A 23951-nucleotide genomic window follows, 5' to 3' on the forward strand; every position below is an offset into this window, starting at 1 on the left:
TTGTAACAGTCAAGTTACAAAATAAGGTTCTTTTCATTAAATGACTTCAGCTTGTTTCTCTACCTGTACAGCGTTTTGGGCTTTGGGCTGCATGCTCGTTAAGTATACGCCAATAAAAACGGAAACTCCTCCTGCTACTTGAACCAGGCTAATTTCCTCACCTAACAGGATACTAAATATAGCTGTAAACACGGTAATCAGGTTGAGGAATATGCCAGAACGGCTGGGACCAATATCTCTGACCGCCATGTTCCACAATAAAAAAGAGCCAACAGTTGGGAAAAAGCCCATATACACTATCCCCCAGATGGTTGAAGTACTTAGTCCGATCATGGGGTTCCAATTGGACCATGCAAAAGGAACCATGATCAGCAAGCCCAGTGCTACAGTAACAGCGGTAGCTGTTATAGGTGGAATATGGCTAATCTTTCTGCCTATGATGGAATAGAAAGTCCAAACCAGAATCGCTGCTACCATGATCAGATCACCTACATTGTATTTGATCTCGAACAAGTGCAGCAACTGACCTTGTGTAAGGATTAACAACACACCGATCAAGGATATACCGAAACCTAATAAATTTAATTTGCTTAGTCTTTCCTTCAAGAGTAAAACAGAAAAAACAACGATGACAGCCGGGTTTAGAGCGTTTACCAAGGAAGCATTTAAAGGGCTTGTAAATTGTAACGCCGAGTATAAAAGCATATTATAACCAATTACACCAAGTAACCCCATCGTTAACAAGACTCGCCACGATTTCCAAACCTCTCTCCACTTGGGTCTCTCGATAACCTGAGCCATTGGAACTAAAAAGCAAAACGCAATCAGCCATCGAATAAACGTGACTTGCAGCGGTGATATTTCAGTCACTACAAATTTGCCGAACACATAATTTCCTGCCCAGAACAAATTTGCCAGTACTAAAAACAAGATCGTCTTTCGTTTCATGCCCTCTCCTCTATGCCTAACTTTTATTATTCACTATAGCACAAAGCAAATTAAAGGGCATAGAACAGTTGTATAAGAAGGGAAGCCGTCTCCCCTACTACTCTATATTCGTAAATAGTTCCTCGACTTGTGGAGTACTTTTGATCAAACCGGCACTGGACATCCAGTCGCGCACTTCCGTCCAAGATTCTGCACTTTGGGATCCAAACGATTGACCGTCAGCTTCCATTTTCGGTAAAAGAATTTGGAGGCTCTGCTTTTCTACTTCTTCTACTAACGGAAAGTTGGACTGATCTTGGTTGTTCAAGAGAATATTCAAGGCTTCATCCGGGTTCTGCTTCATAAAATCAAACCCCTTCTTGGCTCCACGCCAAAAGGCCTGAATGGCTTCTTGATCCTTTTCCCAGGTTGCATCGCCTGTTACCAAGACAATTTCATTATAGGCTGGTACACCAAAATCTGTCGGGTTGAAATAACGAGTAGTATGTCCCTTGTGAGCCAAAACTGGTACCTCATGATTGATATAGGCTCCGATCACCGCATCTACATTGTTCGTTACGATGGAAGATCCTAGCTCAAACCCCACATCGATCATCTCCACTTTACTTGGGTCTCCTCCTGCATGCTTCACCATGGTGTGAAGTAAAGATTCATTCAAAGGAATTCCCGGATATCCTACTTTCTTGCCTTCTAGATCTTTAGGCGACTGAATCGAACTATCCTCTAGCATCACGATATGATTCAAAGGAGAACGAACAATGGATGCAATCGATTTGACAGGCACGTTTTCGTTCGCACGAGCGATAATGACGTCAGGTTGATAGTATAAGCCCAGTGTGACCTTCCCAGCAGCAGCAAGAGTTAAAGGATCTGTCGGATTAGCCGGGAATTGAATGTTCACCTTTACCCCTTCCTCCTCAAAAAATCCTTTCTCCTGTGCAGCATACAAGTAACTGTGTACCGCATTAGGATACCAATCCAGCATAATGCTTACTTCTTTCAATTCTTTCGCTTCCTGAATTTCTCCCGCTTGTGTGCTATTGTCGGATGAAGCTCCGCAAGCTGTCAGGGTAGCACCTAGCAGGAAGGTTGCACTCAGTTTTAACCACTTTTTCATTAGGATTTCCTCCACTTGAATCTATTTTTTTCAATCTTTGTCACCAACACAAATAACACAATTCCCACAATGGACAAAAGTACAATTGGGGCGAACACCGCTGGTCCATCAAACTGGGTCATCATCCTTCTGCTGAAATAGCCTAAACCTGCTTGCGCCCCCAACCATTCTCCAATTGCAGCTCCAATGACGCTTAAGGTTACTGCCACTTTAAGTCCAGAGAAAAAATACGGCAGTGCAGAAGGAACATTCAACTTTAAGAAAACATCCCTTTTACTCGCCCCCATCGTTAGGAGCAACTCTTTTATATCCTTATTGGCTGATCGTAACCCATCGAAGGTGCTAACTGTGATAGGAAAAAAGGTAATCAACACAGTCACTACGACCTTGCTCCAGATCGAATAGCCAAACCAAAGGATAAAAATAGGGGCAAGCGCAATAATGGGAATGGTTTGAGAGGCTATGAGCAGTGGGTAAATCGCTTTTTCAACCGGTTTACTTACATCCATCCAGATCGCGAGACTCACGCCTAACAAGATCGATAACCCTAGTCCAATCGCAATAATAAGAAAGGTGGCAGGCAAATGAACCAAAATGAGAACATCTCGTAATTCCCACACCTTAAAAAGGATTTCTGTTGGTGCAGGCCAAACAAAGCTTTTATTATACCACCGGGCCCCTGCTTCCCAGAGGACCAAGAGAATGAGAACTAGTGCACATGAGGCTGAATAGTTTCTGAAGTAATGTCTCATACCCTATTCACTCTTAATTGATCAATTAATTGCTCTTTCAATAGAAGAATCTTTTCTTGACTAAGATCGCGAATGGTTCTGGGTCGGCTCAGGGGTACCGTCCATTCTTGCATGGCTTGTACTGGTCGATCTGAAAAAACTAGGATTCGATCAGACAGAAACATCGCTTCATCTACATCGTGCGTAATGAAAAGAATGGTTTTTTTCCATTTTTTCCATTGCTCAAGCAGCCATTCCTGCATTGTTAGCCTAGTAATGGCATCCAATGCGCTAAAGGGCTCATCTAGGAGCAAAATACTCGAACCGCTCAAAATGGAACGAAGAAAAGAAACACGTTGTCTCATTCCCCCGGACAAGTCACTGGGATAGCGGCCCCCAACACCCGCCAATCCAAATTCCACAAGCAATTCAGATACTTGTCGATGAGCGTTCTCTTTGCTCACGCCTTTCAGCTCCAACGGCAGGGCGGCGTTATCAAGAACCGTCCGCCAGGGCATAAGCAAGTCTTGCTGAGGCATATACCCTACTTGCCCGAGCCGTTGATCTTGCTTTTTCCCGTTCAAATGAATACTGCCTACATTCGGCTGCTCAAGACCGGTAATCAGACGAAACAAGGTGGTTTTACCTGATCCGCTTGGCCCAATTACACTGACAAATTCTCCGTCATGTATTGCAAGGTTCAGTCCTTGCAAAACCGGTACGGCGGGTTTTCCCTTTTCCCGGTACTCAAAATGAACTTGGTCGAACCTTAACACCGGATTAAGCATTCGGCCACATGTCCTTACGGTAGGCCATATCCCAGAACATAAATTCAAATCGTGTAGTATTGAGGAATATTTCCTCCAGCTTTTCCAGTTCTCTTTCTGGTTTTCCTTCGGCTAGCTGATCCATAAGCTCGATGCACCACTGAGCAAGGGTTCCGAAGCCTTCAGAACTGTACATGCTAATCCATTCTCCGTAACGTTCATGGGTCGCTGCGCCAGGAATAAGGCTTAACTCTTTCCCAATCTCCCAGTAGCTCCACATACAAGGTAGAAGGGCGGCAACGAGCTCCGCTAAACCTCCGTTCTGGGCAGCATGAAGCATATAGTGAGTATAGGCCAGGGTAATCGGAGACGGCTCTGCGTTTTCCAGCTCATCATGGGAAATTCCAAATTGCGAAGCATAGCTCCGATGCAAGGCCATCTCCTCGTTAAGCGTGGAGTGAAACAAGGAAGCAAACTTCCCCATGGTTTCCAAGTCGGTAGACTTCACGGCACCAAGTGCAAACAGTTTGGCATAGTCAATAAGATAAAGGTAGTCTTGAATCATGTAGAAGCGAAACTTCTCGGGATCTAGGGTTCCATTTCCCATTTCTACAACAAACGGATGATTGTGGTTTTGCCGCCAGATAGGTTGAAGCTTATCGTATAGACGTTGCGAGAATTTCATCGTTTATTCCCCCTACTATTTTTTCGTATGACCCCAGTTGTAGATGAAGGTGAGTATGACCTTGGTATAATCAACTAGTTGCTGAATGGACAGCTGTTCATTGATCGCATGCGCGTTTCGAAGATCCCCTGGTCCGTAGATGGCGGCTGGAATTCCAGCATCTCCGAACCAGCCCCCATCCGTTACGGTCGGTGACACATCTACGATGGCTTGTTCTTGAAGTACGGATTCATGGCATTTCATTAGAGTGTGAACCGCTGGATGCTCAGGATCGATCTCGAGGGAAGGGAAAATCTCACCTCGGTCTTCAATCATCGAGGTGCCGCCCCACTCAAATGCTGGAGGGTTTTCTCTCAGCCAGATATCCCCATTCGCCACTTGAATGATATGTTCTTCAATTTCTTTAGACACCTTCTCATAGGTTTCGTTGGGATAGAAGTGAACAGTAATCCATAATCGACATTCATCAGCGATAAACGCCGCATGTCTACCTCCCTCAATGACGGCAGGGTTAATTGTATTCGTTCCCGGTTCATAGCCAGGGTAGCTCTTTATAACCGACCAATGCCGCTCAAGATCTTGCAGCCCTTGAATGATTTTGGTCATTTTTTCGATGGCACTCGCGCCAAATAGCTTTCCTCCTGCATGAATCATGTTTTTTCGCGTGGCATCGTGGTGCGTTTTCTTGCTTTTTACGGTAATCCAGCCCGTAATAACGCCGCCCTGTCCTTGTATATGAAGATCGCTTGTATCCACAACCACAGCAAAGTCCGCCGTATACCCTCTCTTGCAGCAGGCGAGGGTCCCCGCTTCTCCTACCTCCTCTCCTACCACGGATTGAAAGATAAGATCTCCCGGAAGCTCAATTCCTGCTTCATGAAGGAGCTGAATAGCAAAGAGAGCTCCTGCCAAACCGCCCTTCATATCGGCCACTCCACGTCCCAGGATGACTCCATCACGAACAACGGGTGTAAAAGGGTCGACTTCCCAGGCTTCGTCCACGTTGACCTCGGCGACATCAACGTGGCCATTGATAATGAGACTTTTATATCGATCAGGTTCCGTCCCTTTTAAAACACCCACCACGTTCGGATCACCTGGATACAGATCCCATTTATCAATGGTAAATCCCTTTTCTCTGAGAAAGTTAGCAATAAACTGCTGAGCCTCTTCAGTGTTGCGGGCCGGCGGTGCTGGTGTTTTGAATTGAATAAGCTTACTCAGTAAATCTATTAACTCTTCCTGTCGCTCATCTATCTGAGTGATAAGCTGCTTTAACTTCAACTGATGTTCCACATGACCCCATCCTTTTTTAAACATAAAAAACCGCTTCATTAATACGAAGCGGTTGGATGCACAACATTTTTTTGTCTTGCACGACACGGACCACTTCCCTTCGCTAGCATTACCTAGATCAGGTTAAAGGGTTAAGACCTATCGTCTCTCTCAGCTTCGAAAAGCACCCCTAGCAGTTTTTCACTATTTAATTTTATCTTCAACAAGATAGTAACACATTGAGCAATTTAATACTATCAAAAAGTTGCTAACTCGAGCGGACATATGTCCATTTTCTCCACAGCCACTCCATTGGTCCATGGGTATAGCGACTTAACCAGTAATGGCTTAAAATGACTTGGATAATAAATACCAATACGCTAAGAAGCACTCCTTCCCAAAGTGACAACTTCCCATATAGATTAAAAGTAAACATTAATAACAAGGTTATCAAGGTTTGACCTAAATAATTACTTAGAGCCATCCGGCCGACAAGGGCTAGCGGTCGCAGACGCTTTTCCCAGTCTTGTCGTATGCATAATAGAACGAGACTTGAAATATAGAAAAAACTCATGGTCATTCCACTTACATTAATCAATAATACACGAGTTGACGCTATGTTTGCTCCAATGGTTACGAGCTCAAGGTTAACTAGAAATAACAAAACGAGCAGCGGCAAGCTAAGGCAAGCACTACCGGCTAGGATCACGTGGAAAAGTCTTTTATGCCGAAAGATATCTGTGAAATAGTCTAATCGCCCCGCATAAAGGCCTAACAGAAACAGTGGAAAAACTCCTAACAAGGGTCCAATGAACGAGCGAAGCACCGGCATCACTTCGTGGGTATAGCGAAACTGAAACCATTCGTAGAAGGAACCACTCTGATAAGCTTTTAGCGCCAAGTCCAACTTTTCCATCCCAATAAGTTGTCTAGTTTGAACGTATTGTTGATATTCTGGAGGCGGGAAAAAAACTTCCAGCGCATACAAGCCATAAAGAGCAATGAAAAAAAGAAGGGCCCATACCAGAAGGGTCACCGTTTTTCTCTTGTAGAAGAGGAGTAGGAAAAACCCTCCTATCGCGTACGTATGGAGGATATCTCCTGTCCAAAATACGATTAAGTGGATGAGGCCTAAGGCGAGTAAGAAGACTAATCTTCGTGTAAATAGGAAATAGACGCTCCTTCCTTTTACTTCGGCTCTTTTCATAAACACATAGAAGCCCCAACCAAATAGGAAAGAAAAAATCGGATAAAATTTCCCCTGGACAAACAAGTCTAATCCCAGTCTTAGAACAGCATCTATCCCGCTATATTGAGGCGGAACCATATAAAGATCACGCAAAAGTCCCGTCGAAATTAGTGCTGGCATGTTTACAAGCAAAATGCCGAATAAAGCAAACCCTCTCACGATGTCCATGATAACAAGACGCTGGTCAGTTGTTATGGGCTGTTGAGACAATTGCTAATCCCCCTCTACTATGGTTTGCGTTGAAACGGACGCAGATTTATCACGCTGCTCTCTGCCAATCGAGTAAAAGCCGGATATAAAACAAGAAAAAACAAGATATTGCCAAGGGCATGGTTTAGATCAAAAGGCAATCCAGATAGATAATATAACCAGAAATTCCCAATAAATTGAGACATGGGGTAAGAAATCAGCAATCCATACAGCAATCCACAAAATCCAGCGTAAAGACTTAAGACAAGTACAGGAACCTTTCTACGGATTTTACCGAGCCATCCGCTAAGCCCGGCCACAATCGACCAGGATAGCATTTGCCAAATCGTCCAGAGCCCCATGCCTAATAGCAGATTGGTGATCCAGGTGCTTAGGCACGCTACGATCACCCCATAGAGTGGGCCGAGAACAAATGATGTAATGATGATAAGGACCGTTACAGGCTGAACATTCGGTATAAAAGTGAAGGTCATGCGCCCTACTACACTCAAAGCAATGAGTAAGGCGCAAAGGGTTATCTTTCTTGTTTCCATGCTTATTCCCACTTACGGAAGTCAAATTGCAGCAGGTCATCGGGTTGAAGCTTGTATTCATTGGCCCCCACGGTGGCCTCCATCCCATTAACAGAATAGAACCAGGCCGTTTTATCCTTTTCATTCCCCTCAATGCCATTAATTCCAGTTATGAATGCATCGTTATAAGCTGTTGTCACCTGATAATGGGCTTTCATCACGTCCAATACGGTTTGTCCCTCCGTGATTTCTACGTGTTTTTCTTCCATGACTTCCTGTTTATTCTCTTTTGATAGAACTATTGTAATAGCGTGCTCATGACTCTGATGCTCTGATGGGGTCTCTGTTGGCCGTTCGGCTTGATTTCCTGTACACGCGCTTAACAATAATCCCGTCACCAAGAACAGGATCCAGAATGTTTTCATTTTCGTTCTCTCCTTTCCTATCATTACAGGGCAGATTACATTATATATAAAAACTTCTATTGAAGTAAAATCGAGTAAAAAAAAACTTCTATTCCCATATCGAATAGAAGCTAATCCTATATAACCCAAGTCACTTATTCTGCGAATATTTTTCTCATCAAGGTTTGATAAGGTGGGATATCCATAAGTACGTAGTAATAGGGGAATTTGAGGAGAACGAGAGTTTTGCGATTTAAGTGAGGGAGTAGAGCATGATAAACTTCTTGAGCGGTGTGGCAAAATTCTACTCTTCTTGGATCCATGCCTTCCTTTATGGCACTTAGTCCGATTGGTTTGGCTTTTTGATCAACTAAAATGAGTTTTTTAACTCTCATGTTTGCGACGTACTTGCCCATTTCAGTGTATTGGGATTGCCCCTCTTTCCCTAGCTGAGGCATAAAACCCAAAACGGCAACCATATCCCTACCCTTAGCCTGCTCTTTTAAGACATCCAATGCAGCCTTCATAGAAGGAGGGGTACAATTCCAGGTATCGTCAATAATGGTGCATCCATTCACTCCCTTTTTGAATTCCATATGCATGCGCATCTGTTTATATTTCGAAAGCAATGCAATGGATTCGTCAATGCGCATACCTATAGCATGACAAGCAGCAATTGCAGCAAGTGCGTTATACACGTTGTGCTTTCCATAACCGGGAACAAACACCTTATATCGCTTGTCTTTGTAATACAAGCGGAAAGTAATGCCCCCTTCGGCTTTTTTTACTCGCTCGGCCCGATAATCGCAGTGAGGTCCCAAACCAATATAGATCACTTTTCCCTTAAAAGAACGAAGGCTTATTTTTTTTATATTCTCATCATCAGCATTTAAGATGAGGGTTCCACCGGGCTTTATGCCTTCTAGCATTTCGGCCTTCGCCTGAATGTACGCTTCAAGGGTCTTGCAATGTTGCAAATGATATACTCCAATGTTTAGAATAATGCCTACATTAGGCTGGAAGTATTTGCAGCTTCTTCTGATCACACCTGGTGCATTCGTGCCTAACTCAAAGACAGCGGCTTCTGTTCGATCGTCAATTCCGGTAAGGTAGCGGATATTCATGGAGGAGCCATTTTCTCCATCCTCTGTTGCTTGAACCTTGAACTTGGATGATAAGATCTGCCTAATCATTTCGGTGGTGGTTGTTTTGCCACATGTACCTGTCACGCCAATAACAGGAAGGGAAAACAAGCTACGATAAAACTTAATAAACCTGGAGTACGCCTTTTCAATATTTTTTACCGCCACAATAACCACATAATCCTCCGTACGCTTGAGGTAATAATGGGGATCATCGGTTACGAGAACAGAAGGTTGCAGCTCCCGTTTGGAACTCCAACTCGACCTTCCCTCTCGCTGAAAAAATAAAGTCGTTTTCCTAAAGGGTGTCTGGCGATAAGTAACATGTTCAATGGTTAGATCCTTGCCGCCCCTAGCTACGGTACCCTTAATTTTTTTAAGAATTACTTTTAATGGCAAAGGTTTCAAATCTATCATGACCTCCCTTTGGCTTTATAAATATCTTATGTTTTCGTTTGGTATTCGAACTGTTTAGTAGTCTAAGAGATTGGCCTATTCCTCTATTTTGGGACAAACTTTGATGATGACAAACGAATAAATTAAGGGCCGTAAGATTTAAGAGTTATATCCTTAGAAGAAAGGGGAATTTTCATGAGAAGCAGATGGTTATGTCTTATTTACCTTTGTTCCATTGTCATCAGCATGGGAATAAGCAACTCCCAAGCCTCGGCAAAAGGAACTACTATTTTAGTTGACGGAAAATCTGTACCGTCCATTCAAGTTAATCAAGAAGGTCGAATCTCAGTCTCACCGGTTTTTTTCCAACGCATTGGCGTATCTGTAGATTGGAGCTCAAAAGATCTCACGTTTCAATTAAAGGAGGGTGAAGTTGAGTTGACGATCTTACCTGGAGATATTTCTTCAGAAGGTTATATACCGTTGAGGTATGTAGCAGAACAATTGGGTATGGAAGTTACCTATGACGCTCCTACCTCCTCCGTACATATCCTGACGGGCCGGACCGTAAACGATCAAGCGACTAAAAACACGGAAATCTTTTGGTTATATCAATTAACTGAGGCAGAAGCAGGCGGGGAGAGTTATGAAGGGAAGGTCGCTGTTGCGGCAACGGTCTTGAACCGAGTAAAGAATTCCGATTATCCTAACACAATTAAAGACGTTATCTTCCAAGTCATCCCCATACAGGGTGTAGACTATTACCAGTTCTCTCCTGTTAAGGATGAGCGCATTTATTCCGTAGTGCCAAGCAACGATACCATTGCAGCGGTAAATGATGCTCTTAAAGGCTCTGATCCTTCAAAGGGTTCTATCGTTTTCTTTAATCCTAAGAAAACCTCTAACGAGTGGGTAAGAAAGCAGCCTGTCAAAAGCATCATAGGAAACCATGTGTTTGCAGGATGATATTCGACGTGGTTCATAAGCAAAAGGGTGTCCCAATTTTGGGGCACCCTTTCTATTGCATATTATTTACCGTCTTTAATTGCCAGGAGCTTCTGTCTAAGCTCACTGCCCATGGTAGCCAGCTCACCCTCAGCAGCCCGCCTCTTGAGGCGACCTTCTTCTTGGATCCTGAGTGTTTCCTCAAAAGTAGTAAGAATGGACTCTTGGGTTTTCTTTAAGGTCTCGATATCCACTAAGCCTCGCTCGTTTTCCTTCGCAGTTTCGATGGTGTTGGTTTTGAGCATTTCAGCATTTTTTAAGAGGAGTTCGTTTGTCGTTTTAGAAACTTGCTTCTGAGCTTCTACCGCATGGCGTTGGCGGATAAGGGTCAGCGCTATGGCCATCTGATTTTTCCACAACGGAATGGCTGTCATAATGGACGATTGAATTTTCTCGACTAAAGCTTGATTGGTGTGTTGAATGAGTCGGATTTGCGGTGCGCTCTGGATTGTGATTTCGCGGCTTAGCTTCAAATCGTGAAGCCTTTTGTCCAGACGATCCGCAAATTGCATCATGTCGTTCACTTCCTGGACTTTCATTTGATCATTGGAAGCTTCAGCTTGTTTTTTTAATTCCGGGATGGTTTTCTGGTACAGCTGGTCAAGCTTCAGTTCCCCCGCTGCGATATAAATGTTTAAGGCATGGAAATACTCTTTGTTGTGTTCGAATAGTTTTTCTAGCATGTCAATGTCCGATAAAAGCGCGTTCTTGCTTCGGTCCAGCTTCACGCTAATCCGTTCAATCTGTGCTCCGGTTTTTTGATATTTAGACAAAACTTCTTGTATAGAGCTCGACATCTTACCAAAAAACCGGGAAAGCAACGAGCGTTTTTCAGGTTTGAGTTCATCGGCGTTGACCTCTTTAAACTTTTTCATCAGTTCGTCGATGATTTCCCCAATCTCGCCCAGGTCCTTTTTCTGAACATGCTCTAGCATCGAATCCGAGAAAGATAAGAGCTTGGATTGAGCCGACGCACCATAGGTGATCATGGCTTGATGGTTAGCCGGATCAATCTGATCGGCTAGCTGGTAAGCTTTTATTCGGTTCTCTTCGGGTAGTACATCGATCAATCGAGTCGGCTGAGGATTCTGATGGGTCGTAACTTCCTGCTTCAGTGGCTGGAGGCTGGCAAACGGGTCAGCTAATAAATCATCCATTACATTCGATGGCTTTTTTTCGTTCATTTGACTTTCCCACTTTCATCCATTATTCGCTTCGCAACATCCAATTCAAACTGAAGGTGATCCATATCCTTAGAAAGCATCTGGTATAAGTCTTTTTCAATCAGTTGATTGAGCTCATCTAAGGTACGGCGGGTTTCTAGCAGCGCTTGCTCCATTTCCGGGTTCCGTCTCGGCTGGGAAGCCAGAAGCACGTATTTTTCCGAGAGCTCAAGGGCTGAATCGAGATGAGAAAAGTAAAAGGACTCGGCTAAATAAAACCGCTTCGGCTCTTTTTTAATCATGCTTTGAATCTTTCTTGTCACGCGTATCAACTGGATACGCTGAGTAAAAGAAGGGATATGTCGTATGGATAAGAGCGCTTTATTTAATCGAAATATTTTCCGCTTCGCTTCTTGTAGGTTCTTGGCAATGTAGTTGTATTCCTTCCTTGATAAGCGATGCTTCTTAAGGAAGCGATGCTTCCCATATATGGCGCTTAATCCATACGCAGCCAATCCTCCACCTAGGGAGATGGCCGTTGAGTTCCAGAAGGATTGTTCAAAGGCAAAAAAGCTTATTAGCCACGCAAGAGAGGCTACAGGTACGGCTAGGAATAAGCGAACAAAAAAAGACAGCATTGAGTTCACATCAATCGACTCCCTATCTGAAATTCCTATCTTCCTATACGGATCAATCATAGCATAGTTTCAATTCAATTTCTCATCGACAAAATTCGGGGAGTGACAGGCACTCATATAAAAGGGATAGACTCTATGAGCCTATCCCCCTGTGTCTTATCTATTTAGTAAATCAGAACCCGCTATGCCTGGATAGGTCATCTCGTAAGGATCAAGGATGAGATTAAGCTCTTCCTCAGTTAGGACGTTATGCATCAAACACAGCTCCCTTACAGAGAGACCGGTTTGGATCGCTTCACGTGCAATTCTTGCTGCTGTCTCGTAGCCTAAATGCGGATTCAAAGCTGTAATGATGCCCACGCTTTTCTCTACATATTCACGGCATCGTTCTACGTTAGCTTCAATACCCTCTAAACAATAGGTTCTAAATACTTTAAAGCCCTGATTCATAATGCTCAGCGACTGAATTAAGTTAAAGAACAAGACCGGCTCCATGACATTAAGCTCGAGCTGTCCAGCTTCTGCTGCTAGGCAAATCGTATGATCATTGCCCATGACTTGGAATGCAATCTGATTAATGACCTCAGCCATGACTGGGTTCACTTTTCCTGGCATGATAGAGGATCCCGGCTGTCTGGCTGGAAGCGAAATTTCCCCTAAGCCTGAACGCGGGCCTGATGCCATCAATCGCAGATCGTTGGCAATCTTAGACATATTAATCATACATACCTTTAGGGATGCCGAAACCTCAGCATATACATCTGTATTTTGCGTCGCATCCACCAAGTCCTCAGCCGTAACTAAAGGAAACCCACTTGTTTCAGCAAGCAGCTCAACCACTTGCTGAATATAGCGAGGATCGGCGTTTAGCCCTGTGCCTACTGCGGTTGCTCCCATATTGACTTCGAACAAGGATTCGCGGGTACGTTTAATTCTCTTGATATCTCGCCCCAAGGCTCTGCTATAAGCTTCAAACTCCTGACCAAGACGGATCGGCACTGCATCCTGCAAATGGGTACGACCCATTTTGATTACTGGATCAAATTCTTTGGCCTTTTGCAAAAACGTCGCATGGAGCTCTTCCATCGTCGAAATCAATTGCTGTAACAAGGACAAGAGGGCAATTCTCACCGCAGTCGGGAAAGCATCATTGGTAGACTGGGACATATTAACATGCGTATTGGGGCTGAGTTTAAAATAATCTCCCTTGGTTTCACCTAGCAATTCAAGGGCGCGGTTGGCGATGACTTCATTGGCATTCATGTTAATCGAAGTCCCAGCCCCACCCTGGATCGGATCGACGATAAATTGATCATGCCATTTGCCCTTAATGATTTCATCAGCGGCTTCCACTATAACTTGTCCCAAACGTGGGTTAAGCCTAGAAACTTCAATATTGGCAATAGCCGCAGATTTTTTCACCATGGCCAATGCTTTTATTAACTCTCCATGTATTCTATAGCCTGTAATGGGGAAGTTCTCCACTGCACGTAGCGTTTGAATTCCATAATAGGCGTCGTGCGGAACTTCCTTCTCCCCCAAAAAGTCTTTCTCTATTCTAACTAAATCCTTGATCATTGTGTTTTCCCCTTTGTAAGTGCTTTCCTTCGCTATCTATTCTACAATAGATTACCCGTTTGTGGAAATAATCTAATTGAAATTAATTGGTACTTCTATGCAATTACGTGCAACCTATATCTAACCCTATTCGTCGGAATTAATAACAAAAAAAACAAATTAAGAAGGAGCTTGATTATGAACTATCGATGGTTTCTACCCCTATCCATTGTCATTCTGACCCTAATGATCACACCGTTTCTTTCCGCCTCTGCGACCGAGAAAGCAGAAAAAAATACGATTAGCGTTACTGGAAAAGGAGAAATTCTCATTCAACCCGATGTGGCTTATGTTCGATTAGGTCTAGTAACCCAAGGAAGCACCGCTACAGAAGCCCAGAAGAGTAATGCGGACACTTTTACCCAAATCCAAAAAGCACTAATGGAACAAGGTCTAAAGCCCGAAGACATGAAAACCGTCCAATTCTCCACCTTCCCCAATTATCAATGGGAAAAGGACAAGCAAGTCCTGAAAGGTTACCAAACCCAGCATATTCTATTAGTCACCTATCGCGATATTAACCGTGTAGGGCAGCTATTAGATGCAGTCACTCAAGCTGGAGCCAATCAAATTGAAGGCGTTCAATACGGGGCAGAAAAGCAAGAAGAATATGAGATTCAAGTACTACACAAAGCCATGGACCATGCCCGAAGAAAGGCAGATGCTCTGGCAGCCCAAACAGGCAAAAAAGTCACAGGAGTGCTTCATATCTCGGAGCCCGGCACGGCTAGCCCACTCATCTTTCGAGGCCATGAGCTAGCAGAAGCTAAGGCTATGGATACTGCCTCAACCGTAATTTCTCCTGGAGAATTGAAGATTGAAGCCCAGGTACAAGTCGTATACGAATTTTAAACGTTAACTAGAAGAAGGCTGACCTTAGGGGATCAGCCTTCCTTTTATTTTTATCTAGCAGCTCTCATCGTACTGCTCTGAAATAGTTTGTATTTAGCCTTTTCCTTGCAAAAGTGACAGAAGGTTTCTGCATACGTCACTTTCTTAATATGTGGAAAAATGGAAAAATCCAGTCCTTTTTTAACATGATCTTTACACGTAAACATGTCCCCTCACCCCTTTAGGTATATTGTATACCAAAAGTCCATTCCGTACAATCAGATTTTTTTTTACAACTTATCCTTGAACAATTGTATATGGACTTCTCGCCTTTTCCGGTTGTAAGATGAGATTGCAATATATCACATCTTTTGGAAGAAGGGGCTGTCGATGCTTCGTTCTTATTTTTGGCTTTTTTTCTGTGTTTCCTTGTGGGGAAGTAACTTCGTTTTTGGATCTATTCTTGTACAGGAATTTCCACCACTTCTGCTGGCAGCATTCCGGCTCATTGTAACAACGGTATTTTTGTTGGGTTATGCTTATTTCACTCATCGATTCGTTAAAATTACCATGCAGGAAGTCAAGCTATTATTACTGTTAGGGCTTGTAGGAACTTTGTTTAACCAAGTTGCGTTTTTTAACGGGTTAAAATTAACTGACGCTACAACAGCAGCCCTCATCCTATCGTTAACTCCGATAACAACAGCCTTTCTTGCTTCTATCTTCTTGCGTGAGGCTCTCACAAGAAAGATGATTCTAGGCTCCCTGGTAGCCGTGATCGGTGTTTTCTTTGTCGTTGGAAAAGGAGGCGGAATTGAGCTTAATGCCGGTGTGTTTTTTATCTTTCTGGCGATGCTTACCTTCTCCTGCTCGATTATTATTGTCAGGAAATTATCGGATCGCCTTGACCCGTTTACCATTACGGTCTATGCCACAGCAACGGGTTCGATCATGCTCATCCCCGTAGCTTTTCTTTCCGAACCCATAACCGGTGCAAGTCATCCCTTATGGGCATGGCTTCTCCTCATTGCTTCAGCTATCGTGATGCAGGGCATATGCGCTCTCATTTGGAACGGTCAACTAAAAAAGGTCGGTGCAGGGAAAGCCTCCATCTTCCTGAACCTCCAACCTTTTGCCGCCATGGTTTCCGGTTTCTTTCTGCTTGGGACACAGGTTACAGTTTCTCAACTCATCGGCTCAACTTTAATTATCGGCGGTGTCATCATGGCCACGATTCAAGTTGGAAATCTAAAATCAGGAAGAATTTCAAAAGCAAGCTGATAAAAAGAGGTGCCTAAATTTTTTAGGCACCTCTTTTTTGTCGGATGAGGCCGGGGAGGCGGAATAAGCGGAGGGTGTTCCGGTTATTTGGCTGAACGGGTGCTAAAATGGCTAAATAACCGGAGTCCGTTCCGGTTATTGGACTTCAGAGCCCCCAAATGACCCATCTAAATGTTAACTAACCGGAATCACGTCCGACTAATTTGCCCATTTTGAGACACTTTACCGGAAATAACCGGAATCAGCTCCGATTTATTGTCTGAGGGCTTCATTTGCCCCATTAACCGGAGTCCACAATTTAGATCAAAGAGGGTTTCCCAAAAGCCTAGCTTTTAAGGGAACGCCCTTTTTTTGCATAAAAAAACAAGAATGCGTTCTCTTGTTAAAATTAAGTCACCAGAACACAATTATCCAGAAAGGAACGATTTTCTTATGTATGCCCTATGATGAAGAGCTTGATGAGTGGATTTGCGCCAACCAGAAGAGACTTACCTTCCAAAGAGGCCTATCCAAAAATACCACGGATCTAGTAATCTCCTCAAGTGGGATAGACACACCCAAAAGAGCCTCAAAAAAGAGGCTTAGAGGTGGGCTAATACCCTAAACAAAAATAAATTCAATCCAACAATATCCAATAAATGGAATGGAAAAGAAAGAGAGTGTCCCTAAAGGTCGGTAAAACCGACCCTATGGATTACCCTCTTTTTCTATTGTTAAATAATCCCTTATAAATCTTAACATCGAATTTACTTAGGGTTTATACTCTTCTTTCATAATTGTAATAAGAATGAAAATGAAGAACCAACATAGGGGGTTATCATGAAAATTTCTTTATTTACGGATACCTTTTTTCCACAGATGAATGGCGTCTCGATGACCCTGAATCGATTAATCCACCACCTACAGCACAGGAATATCTCACACCAAGTATTTGTCCCTGAATTCGCTGAACAGGATTTATTTGCAAATAACATTCACCGCTTTTTTAGCCTTCCCTTCTACCTTTATCCCGAATGCCGGATTGCACTGCCAAATCTTTTAGCTGTTCGCCAGCATCTTAATAGCTTTCAACCTGATCTGATCCATCTAGCCACCCCTTTTAACATGGGGCTATGCGGCCTTCATTATGGAAAAAAGTACGGAATTCCGCTCATTTCTTCTTATCACACTCATTTTGACCGTTATTTAGATTATTATCACTTGCGATTTGCTACGAACTGGATCTGGCGTTACCTACGCTGGTTTCATGAATCCACTGGGCTTACTCTTGTTCCATCCCAAGAAACCAAGGAACTACTAAGAAAACAGGGCTTTACTCGAATCGATCTGTGGAAACGCGGTGTGGATTCTGACTTATATCACCCAAAGAAAAGATCGAATGGATTGCGAGAACACTACCAGATTGGTAATCGGCTCCTTGTGCTTTTTGTTGGAAGAATGGCACCTGAAAAAGACCTGGACATTTTATTAGAGGTTATGTGTCATTTACCGCAAGAGATCAAGGACAGGATACACTGGATGTTTGTTGGAGACGGTCCACTCCTAGCGAAATGGCAAGAATTTAACCTTCCGTATGCTACATTTACAGGATATTTAGAGGGAGAGCAATTGGCGAAAGTCTATGCGTCTGCAGACTTGTTTTTCTTCCCTTCATCTACAGAGACCTTCGGCAACGTTGTTTTGGAAGCGGCGGCATCGGGGATCCCCGCCATCGGAGCAAATGCAGGCGGAGTTCAAGAAATCATTCAGGATGGAGCCACAGGGTTCTTGTGTCCTCCCCGAAATCCAGAAGCCTTCACCCAAGCCCTAGTTCAGTTCTTGGAGAAGCCAGCCCTTTTGCGTCAGATGGGTAAAGAAGCACGTCGTTATGCAACCACCCAATCCTGGGAGGCGATCTTCGACAGACTTCTGCTTCAATATGAGCACGTCATCCATAATAAGAGGAGGAAGGTAGGATGAAAATTGGCATTGTAGGTCTAGGTTATGTCGGACTTGTCACAGGAATTGGTCTAGCCTCCTTGGGACATCAGGTCATTGGAACAGACATCATGGAATCGAAAATCCAAAGTCTCCAAGCCGGAGTTTTGCCTATATGGGAAGAAGGGCTGGAAGATCTATTTAAGCAAGCTGCTTCCGATGGTATGATCTGCTTTACCGATCGGTTGGAAGAAGTCATTATTAGCTCCGATATCGTTTTTCTATGTGTTGGTACCCCTTCCACCCCCACGGGTGATGCGGATCTGTCACAACTATGGGCCGCACTTAAGGATATGTCCGCGTATATCCAGCCTGAACAGCTAGTCGTGATTAAAAGTACTGTTCCTGTAGGTACAAGTGATCATGCAGAAAACTATCTTCGCCATCAGGGAGGCAGTGACTTAGACGTGGTCTATAATCCTGAGTTCCTCCGCCAAGGGAATGCAGTTTATGACTTTTTTAACCCCGAACGGATCCTTGTAGGCTCTGTTTCGGGAAAAGCTAGAGACAAAATGGAAGACCTGTATCAGCGCTCAAATACCAAGCTTATCTTTTGTGATCGCCGTAGTGCCGAATTAACAAAGTATGCTTCCAATGCCTTCTTAGCGATGAAGATCTCGTTCATCAATATGATAGCCAGGCTAAGTGAGCGTGTTGGGGCCAATGTAGATGTCGTCGCTGAAGGTATGGGGGCTGATTCAAGAATCGGGCCTGCTTTCCTCCGCGCAGGAGTAGGCTATGGAGGCTCCTGTTTTCCTAAAGATATCCAAGCTCTTATTTCCCTAGGAAAGCAAAATATGCAGGATCTTCCTTTACTCGAGTCTACCGAGTGGATCAATAGACAGCAACCTATCTTACTGGTTGAAAAGTTAATACAGCATTTAGGGGATTTGAAGGGAAAACGCATTGCCCTGCTCGGATTAACCTTTAAATCCTCAACAAACGATATCCGTGAAGCCCCTTCCCTTGCAATCAGTCGTTTATGCTTAGATGAAGGGGCAATCGTGCACGCCTATGATCCGATTCTCCATCACTACCCTTTATCGGGAGTCATCCTCCATTCAAGCTTACAGGACACCTTGGCGGGATGTGATGCTGTTCTTCTACTAACCGAATGGAAGGGATGGCAAGAGGTAGATTGGCGCCAGACTAGAATTAATATGCGCTATCCTTTAATTGTGGATGGTAGGAACCTTTTCACTTTAGATGCGATGAAGTCAATAGCCTTTGAACAGGAATGGATTTATGTTTCTATTGGCCGTCCAGTTGTCGATGGAAGAAAAAAATAACCGCTATAATTAGCGGTTATAAAGAAGGGATAGCCAATAAAGGTGTTGTCATGTCTTATTTTAAAACAAAAACATTAAGCGAAGATGAATTCTAAGTAAATTTATTCTATGGCTTCCGCAGCCTGAAACGCCCTTTTGCATAATTGCTCCTGGCTATTGATTTCAGGCTCTTCAGCTTGTCTAAGGACATAATGATAATTCCCCTGCGGATCTTGTTCCCTTGCTTTGACGTTGTCGTTCAAGAGTAACAGTAACGCTTGTTTGATCTTTTCTTTATGACGGTCATCATAGACAGGGAAAGAAATTTCTACCCTTTTCATCATATTGCGGGTCATCCAATCCGCGGAGGAGAGGTAGATCCGTTCTGCTCCATTAGAGTTGAAGTAAAAGATTCTACTATGTTCAAGAAATCTGCCTACTATGCTCCTAACCCGTATATTATCACTAATACCCTTTATACTAGGGCGCAAACAGCAAATCCCACGAACGATCAAGTCTATTTTTACCCCTGCGCGTGAAGCCTCGTAGAGCTTCATGATCATGGTTTTTTCCGTCAAGGAATTCATCTGTGCAATGATTCGTCCATTGCCCCACTTTTCATGGTGTGCCATTTCTTGATCGATCAACTTGAGTAAATGCCCGCGAATATCGTATGGCGAAATAGCAAAATGGTAAAAAGATGGCTTTGCTGTATATCCGCTGAGATAATTAAAAAAGTGGGTAGCATCCATGCCAAATTCAGGATGTGATGTAAATAATCCAAAATCGGTGTAAATTTTTGCTGTTTAATCATTATAATTTCCCGTTCCTAAATGGACAAAACGCTCAATATGCTCTTGGTCTCGGCGAACAACTAAGGTAATCTTGCTATGCGTTTTTAAGTCTGTCATGCCATAAATCACATGGCATCCAGCCTTCTCCAGCTCCTTTGCCCAATGAACATTATGCTCCTCATCGAAGCGTGCTTTCAGTTCCACCAGGACGAGCACTTGCTTTCCATTTTCCCCAGCTTCCTTTAACGCTTCGATGATCGGTGAATCCTTGCTCACCCGATATAGAGTCTGCTTAATAGCAAGAACAGAATGATCTTTGGCCGCTTGCTTCACAAATTCGATGACCGGGTCAAAGGATTCATAGGGATGGTGAAGAAGGATATCTTTTCGGCTGAGGAGCTCGAAAATATTGTCCCCCAGCTTAAAATCAACGGAAGGCTGCGGTATAAAGGGAGGGTAAACTAGGTGCTCCTTGTCCTTGATCATTTTACTATAGAATGAAAATAAAAAGGACAGATCCAACGGTCCATGAACACGATAGGCATCTTTTTCGTGAATTTCCAATTCTTCCAGCAAGAATTGAATCACCTCATCATCTACCGTTTCTTCTTCTACTTCAAGACGTACCGTTCTCCCCCACTTACGTTTCTTCAACTCTTCTTCTATGACCTTAAGCAAATCCTCTGCCCCTTCTTCATGTAGCGCAAGGTCAGCGTTTCTAGTAATCCGAAAGGTCATCACAGAACAGACTTCATATCCGATAAACAGCTTATATAAAAAATGGCGAATAACTTCTTCCAAAAGTACAAATTTGGCTTCGTACGAGTTTTCCCCTGGCAGAGCAATATAGCGTTCTAACCCTCTGGGAACCTGAACTAAGGCCCGTTTTTGATCTTGTTGGCCCGACTCTCTTAACGTAACGGCAATGTTAATACTCTTATTCAACAAAATAGGAAACGGATGATAAGCATCGACCGCTAAAGGCGTTAGAACAGGGGAAATCAAGTTGTCAAACAATTGCTCTAGAACTCCGATTTGCTCCTCGTTGAGTTGATTTATTTTCAACAGATGGATATTTTCCTTTTGCAGTTGGATCATTAGGCTATGATAGGTATCATAGTGAAGCTTGACTAACGGATGATTAAGTTTAGATACGCTGGCCAGTTGCTCTTTGGGAGTCAAGCCTGCTTTATCTTCAGCAAAGTGAAAGCATGCCTCTACCTGATCCTTCAGTCCCGCTACACGTACCATAAAAAATTCATCTAGATTAGAGCTAAAAATTGCGAGAAACTTTACTCGTTCGAGCAAAGGGTTTCGCGGATCCATAGCTTCTTCCAATACTCGCTTATTAAAGGCTAGCCAGCTTAGTTCTCGATTATTAAAATAGGATGGGCTTGTTAAATCGATCTTTTATATTTGTTTATCCATTCTATACACTTCCTAGGATGTATTGAAATTCAATTATATTATTGTTTTGTAAATTCCATATTAAGATTTGGTAAACTTTCATTTTGAAACAGAAAAACCTCCGTATGGAGGTCTATTAAAAATAATGAACTAATATTGAACATAATATACCCAGGAGTGCACCAACCACCACATCTAAGGGGTAGTGCAAACCCAAATACATTCTAGAAATCCCAACCAGGATGGCGATGGCAAAAAAGAAAGGAGCTAACCACGGTATGATTAAAGCAATAGCGGTGCTCCAAGCAAAAATAGCCGCACTATGTCCAGAAGGAAATGAGAAGTCTCTTAGCGGACGATCAACTACATAGATGTCGGTTTCTTTCAAATAGGGTCTACGTCTGCTGCAACCCTTTTTACCTATCTGAACCAATACGTGGCTGGTTATCAGAGCGAGGGGACCCTCAACGAGCAGTACTCTATTTTCTCTTAAGAGCAGAAACAGAACAAGAAATAAGCAAACAGAAAAGGTAAGACCACCGAAGTGGGTGATCATAGGCATCCAGCGATTCAAGATTGGACACCGAATTTTATGGTTAAAGAGATGGAAAATTCGCCGATCCCCGCTTTCAACCCAAGATAATAGCTGATACACGCAAATTCCCCTTTCCCAACGTTATTTCTTTTATCTTATCAACCCTAAATGAACTACATTTAAACATGATATTAAGAAATAAAAGCATTTTTAACATAAGTTTAACCTACATCATACAAACGGAGGTTCTAGCATGCCTTTTCTCCACCCCAGCTCATGATGGGTGACATTTAAGTTATGATCAAGCTTAATATCCACGCCGAAAGTAAGTTTTGAATTATACCAAAAGCGCACATCACTCCACTTGACCTCATACCCATCCTCTACTTTTTGGCAAGTTACGTGAACCCTCTGGGCAAACTTCAGAAAAGCTCGAACTCCGTCGGTTTCCTCCGTCCGCTCAATGATGGGATTCTTGTCTTCTTTCAAGTAATACTGTTGGATGATGACCTTGCCATAAGTCATAACCCCTGTATAAAAACACTCGTCTGTCTCGACAACAAAGCGCCAGTGGAACCAATGGAGATTGGGGAACAGGTGATAAATTCCTCCCCTTCCGATCGTTTCCTTCAGCTTTTTGAGCAAGACTCCATGCTGATAAGCTCTCATTAAGATATAAATCAGACTTAACAAGTAAACCAAAGGGAAGATTCTAACAGGGTCTACATCAAGGAATAACCAACAGACAGCACCGGAGGCATGCAAGAAAAACAAGAATGGCTCAAACAGGTTCAGAATGTCTAAATGCATCCACTTTTTTGAGAAAGGAAAAAGACATTGCACACCGTAGGTGTTGAGTAGGTCTAAAAAAACATGAAAAAAAACAGCAGCAAAAATCCAAACGTAAAGAGTCATCCAAAAGTCTAGAACTCCGAACCCATAACCAAATAGGGTGGCCAACAGGGCCGGCCAGAGAAATAATCCTGGAAGCGAGTGAGTGACACCACGATGATGACGGATATAAAAGGAATATCCTTTCAGTCTAGAGACCGTATCAAAATCAGGAGCATGTGATCCTATCACAGTACCTGCTATGATGGCCTGAGCTAGTTCTGGATGCTGGCTTACCACTGGATCCATATGGGCTAGCCCGGCTAGAGTTAAACCAAACAAAAGGTGACTCGCTGTATCCAATTTTTCTCCCCCAATCTAGATGTAAATGATTTACAATTTTATTTTACCTATATTTTGTGAATATACTGTTTATCTACTGTAAAAGATCTTTATAGAATCTTAAAGGAAAATTCATCACTGCTCCACCTCCTTCACATACAAAACCTGTACCATAATATACAGGTAGGGCGGCATCGGGGGCCGCCAACGCCCTCAGCGAAGGAAGGGGCTGACGGTAGCTTTATCAAACAAACAGGGCTGGTGCATAGGGATTTGTGCTGGCCTTCATAAAAAAATAAGGAGCCCGCGGGCTCCTCTTCTAATTTTACCACTTCCACATTTTCGAAAACGAAATCCAAGATAAGAGGTTCAGCTTACTCTCTTTCCCTTTTGTCTTGACCATATTAAAGAATTCTCCCAGAAAGGCCTCCCACTTCTTTCCTACACTCCCTTTTTCAGAAGGATTGGCCAAGACCAATCCCACGCTTGCATTCAAAGCTTCCCTTAAGTGAGCAAAGGCCTGCTGGAGATGATGATCTACCTTTTGTCCTTCCATATAGTCCTCCTTTTTACGGTTCCGTCACTTCATGATCCAACTTGCGCTTCATTCGCTCAAATTGCGCTTCAGCAACGATATCCGTCATTTCTTCCTTCGCCAATGCCCAAGTCGACCGAGTCCCCTGAGCAGCTGAGGATAGGACTTGGCCGCCGACATGCGCCGCCGATCGCAGTGTGGTTTTGGCCACAGGCCATAAAACTTTTGCTGTCAAAACCAGGACAGTACCCACTAACACGCGTTCAAATCCTTTTTGCAGCATTTTGATTT

At 43.4% G+C, this 23951-nt stretch carries 23 protein-coding genes, 1 pseudogene and 1 riboswitch; of the genes and pseudogenes, 5 read left to right on the top strand and 19 right to left on the bottom strand.

Annotated elements, in window-relative coordinates; all coding sequences use genetic code 11:
- Positions 1 to 36: 36 nt before the first annotated feature.
- The 10 genes from EIZ58_RS16305 to EIZ58_RS16350 all read right to left on the bottom strand — a co-directional run bounded on the left by EIZ58_RS16305 (position 37) and on the right by EIZ58_RS16350 (position 9457).
- On the bottom strand, positions 37 to 948 hold the full coding sequence (locus EIZ58_RS16305) for a DMT family transporter (protein ID WP_134701892.1): 912 nt from the start codon (positions 946 to 948) through the stop codon (positions 37 to 39).
- Between the two features lie 97 nt (positions 949 to 1045).
- Positions 1046 to 2065, bottom strand: a complete 1020-nt coding sequence (locus EIZ58_RS16310) for an ABC transporter substrate-binding protein (protein ID WP_134701893.1) — start codon at positions 2063 to 2065, stop codon at positions 1046 to 1048.
- Complete coding sequence (locus EIZ58_RS16315) at positions 2065 to 2817, bottom strand: ABC transporter permease (protein ID WP_134701894.1); 753 nt, start codon at positions 2815 to 2817, stop codon at positions 2065 to 2067. Before EIZ58_RS16315 ends, EIZ58_RS16310 begins: the two co-directional genes overlap by 1 nt.
- Positions 2814 to 3584: an ABC transporter ATP-binding protein gene (locus EIZ58_RS16320; protein ID WP_134701895.1), complete on the bottom strand. Its 771-nt coding sequence runs from the start codon at positions 3582 to 3584 to the stop codon at positions 2814 to 2816. Before EIZ58_RS16320 ends, EIZ58_RS16315 begins: the two co-directional genes overlap by 4 nt.
- A complete protein-coding gene (gene tenA, locus EIZ58_RS16325) occupies positions 3577 to 4248 on the bottom strand; it encodes a thiaminase II (protein WP_134701896.1) in 672 nt (223 codons plus the stop codon). Before tenA ends, EIZ58_RS16320 begins: the two co-directional genes overlap by 8 nt.
- 15 nt (positions 4249 to 4263) lie before the next feature.
- Positions 4264 to 5568, bottom strand: coding sequence for an acetylornithine deacetylase (locus EIZ58_RS16330; RefSeq protein WP_205672218.1), 1305 nt, complete (start codon positions 5566 to 5568; stop codon positions 4264 to 4266).
- Positions 5569 to 5622: 54 nt separating this feature from the next.
- Positions 5623 to 5725, bottom strand: a riboswitch (TPP riboswitch).
- A gap of 66 nt (positions 5726 to 5791) precedes the next feature.
- The gene (locus EIZ58_RS16335) at positions 5792 to 6982 is read right to left on the bottom strand and encodes a DUF418 domain-containing protein (RefSeq protein ID WP_134701897.1); all 1191 of its coding nucleotides are present in this window, start codon (positions 6980 to 6982) and stop codon (positions 5792 to 5794) included.
- A gap of 17 nt (positions 6983 to 6999) precedes the next feature.
- Complete coding sequence (locus tag EIZ58_RS16340; protein ID WP_167577755.1) at positions 7000 to 7515, bottom strand: ECF transporter S component; 516 nt, start codon at positions 7513 to 7515, stop codon at positions 7000 to 7002.
- A gap of 2 nt (positions 7516 to 7517) precedes the next feature.
- Positions 7518 to 7919: a DUF4430 domain-containing protein gene (locus EIZ58_RS16345; protein ID WP_167577756.1), complete on the bottom strand. Its 402-nt coding sequence runs from the start codon at positions 7917 to 7919 to the stop codon at positions 7518 to 7520.
- A gap of 134 nt (positions 7920 to 8053) precedes the next feature.
- A complete protein-coding gene (locus EIZ58_RS16350) occupies positions 8054 to 9457 on the bottom strand; it encodes a Mur ligase family protein (RefSeq protein WP_134701899.1) in 1404 nt (467 codons plus the stop codon).
- 174 nt (positions 9458 to 9631) lie between these two features.
- On the opposite strand from EIZ58_RS16350, the gene EIZ58_RS16355 reads away from it, so the two are divergent.
- Positions 9632 to 10402, top strand: a complete 771-nt coding sequence (locus EIZ58_RS16355) for a cell wall hydrolase (RefSeq protein ID WP_134701900.1) — start codon at positions 9632 to 9634, stop codon at positions 10400 to 10402.
- A gap of 62 nt (positions 10403 to 10464) precedes the next feature.
- Here EIZ58_RS16355 and EIZ58_RS16360 read toward each other — a convergent pair whose 3' ends face one another.
- The 3 genes from EIZ58_RS16360 to aspA all read right to left on the bottom strand — a co-directional run bounded on the left by EIZ58_RS16360 (position 10465) and on the right by aspA (position 13820).
- On the bottom strand, positions 10465 to 11625 hold the full coding sequence (locus EIZ58_RS16360) for a toxic anion resistance protein (protein WP_134701901.1): 1161 nt from the start codon (positions 11623 to 11625) through the stop codon (positions 10465 to 10467).
- Positions 11622 to 12242: a 5-bromo-4-chloroindolyl phosphate hydrolysis family protein gene (locus tag EIZ58_RS16365; protein WP_370297702.1), complete on the bottom strand. Its 621-nt coding sequence runs from the start codon at positions 12240 to 12242 to the stop codon at positions 11622 to 11624. The genes EIZ58_RS16360 and EIZ58_RS16365 overlap by 4 nt, the downstream gene beginning before the upstream one ends.
- Before the next feature lie 156 nt (positions 12243 to 12398).
- Positions 12399 to 13820 carry an aspartate ammonia-lyase gene (aspA, locus tag EIZ58_RS16370; protein WP_134701903.1) on the bottom strand — a complete coding sequence of 474 codons (1422 nt, stop codon included), beginning with the start codon at positions 13818 to 13820 and terminating at the stop codon, positions 12399 to 12401.
- A gap of 177 nt (positions 13821 to 13997) precedes the next feature.
- On the opposite strand from aspA, the gene EIZ58_RS16375 reads away from it, so the two are divergent.
- The 4 genes from EIZ58_RS16375 (at position 13998) to EIZ58_RS16390 (ending at position 19237) form a co-directional block, all read left to right on the top strand.
- Positions 13998 to 14711 (top strand): SIMPL domain-containing protein, encoded by a 714-nt coding sequence (locus EIZ58_RS16375; RefSeq protein WP_134701904.1) that lies wholly within the window; start codon positions 13998 to 14000, stop codon positions 14709 to 14711.
- Positions 14712 to 15080: 369 nt separating this feature from the next.
- Entirely contained in the window at positions 15081 to 15971 is an 891-nt protein-coding gene (locus EIZ58_RS16380; RefSeq protein ID WP_134701905.1) for a DMT family transporter, read from the top strand.
- 819 nt (positions 15972 to 16790) lie between these two features.
- Positions 16791 to 17930 (top strand): glycosyltransferase family 4 protein, encoded by a 1140-nt coding sequence (locus EIZ58_RS16385; RefSeq protein WP_134701906.1) that lies wholly within the window; start codon positions 16791 to 16793, stop codon positions 17928 to 17930.
- Positions 17927 to 19237 (top strand): UDP-glucose dehydrogenase family protein, encoded by a 1311-nt coding sequence (locus tag EIZ58_RS16390; protein WP_134701907.1) that lies wholly within the window; start codon positions 17927 to 17929, stop codon positions 19235 to 19237. The genes EIZ58_RS16385 and EIZ58_RS16390 overlap by 4 nt, the downstream gene beginning before the upstream one ends.
- 101 nt (positions 19238 to 19338) lie before the next feature.
- Here EIZ58_RS16390 and EIZ58_RS35165 read toward each other — a convergent pair whose 3' ends face one another.
- From EIZ58_RS35165 to EIZ58_RS16415, 6 genes and pseudogenes are all read right to left on the bottom strand, one after another.
- A complete protein-coding gene (locus EIZ58_RS35165; protein ID WP_370297712.1) occupies positions 19339 to 19899 on the bottom strand; it encodes a polyphosphate kinase in 561 nt (186 codons plus the stop codon).
- A 36-nt stretch (positions 19900 to 19935) separates the two neighbouring features.
- Positions 19936 to 21417, bottom strand: a pseudogene (ppk1, locus tag EIZ58_RS16395) (polyphosphate kinase 1); the annotation flags it as partial.
- A gap of 136 nt (positions 21418 to 21553) precedes the next feature.
- Entirely contained in the window at positions 21554 to 22072 is a 519-nt protein-coding gene (locus tag EIZ58_RS16400) for a phosphatase PAP2 family protein (RefSeq protein ID WP_134701908.1), read from the bottom strand.
- 111 nt (positions 22073 to 22183) lie between these two features.
- A complete protein-coding gene (locus EIZ58_RS16405; RefSeq protein WP_134701909.1) occupies positions 22184 to 23146 on the bottom strand; it encodes a metal-dependent hydrolase in 963 nt (320 codons plus the stop codon).
- Between the two features lie 304 nt (positions 23147 to 23450).
- The gene (locus EIZ58_RS16410) at positions 23451 to 23681 is read right to left on the bottom strand and encodes a hypothetical protein (protein ID WP_134701910.1); all 231 of its coding nucleotides are present in this window, start codon (positions 23679 to 23681) and stop codon (positions 23451 to 23453) included.
- 13 nt (positions 23682 to 23694) lie between these two features.
- Positions 23695 to 23943 carry a DUF5132 domain-containing protein gene (locus tag EIZ58_RS16415; protein WP_134701911.1) on the bottom strand — a complete coding sequence of 83 codons (249 nt, stop codon included), beginning with the start codon at positions 23941 to 23943 and terminating at the stop codon, positions 23695 to 23697.
- Between the last annotated feature and the right edge of the window lie 8 nt (positions 23944 to 23951).

The organism is Ammoniphilus sp. YIM 78166, assembly GCF_004522215.1.
Taxonomy (GTDB): domain Bacteria; phylum Bacillota; class Bacilli; order Aneurinibacillales; family RAOX-1; genus YIM-78166.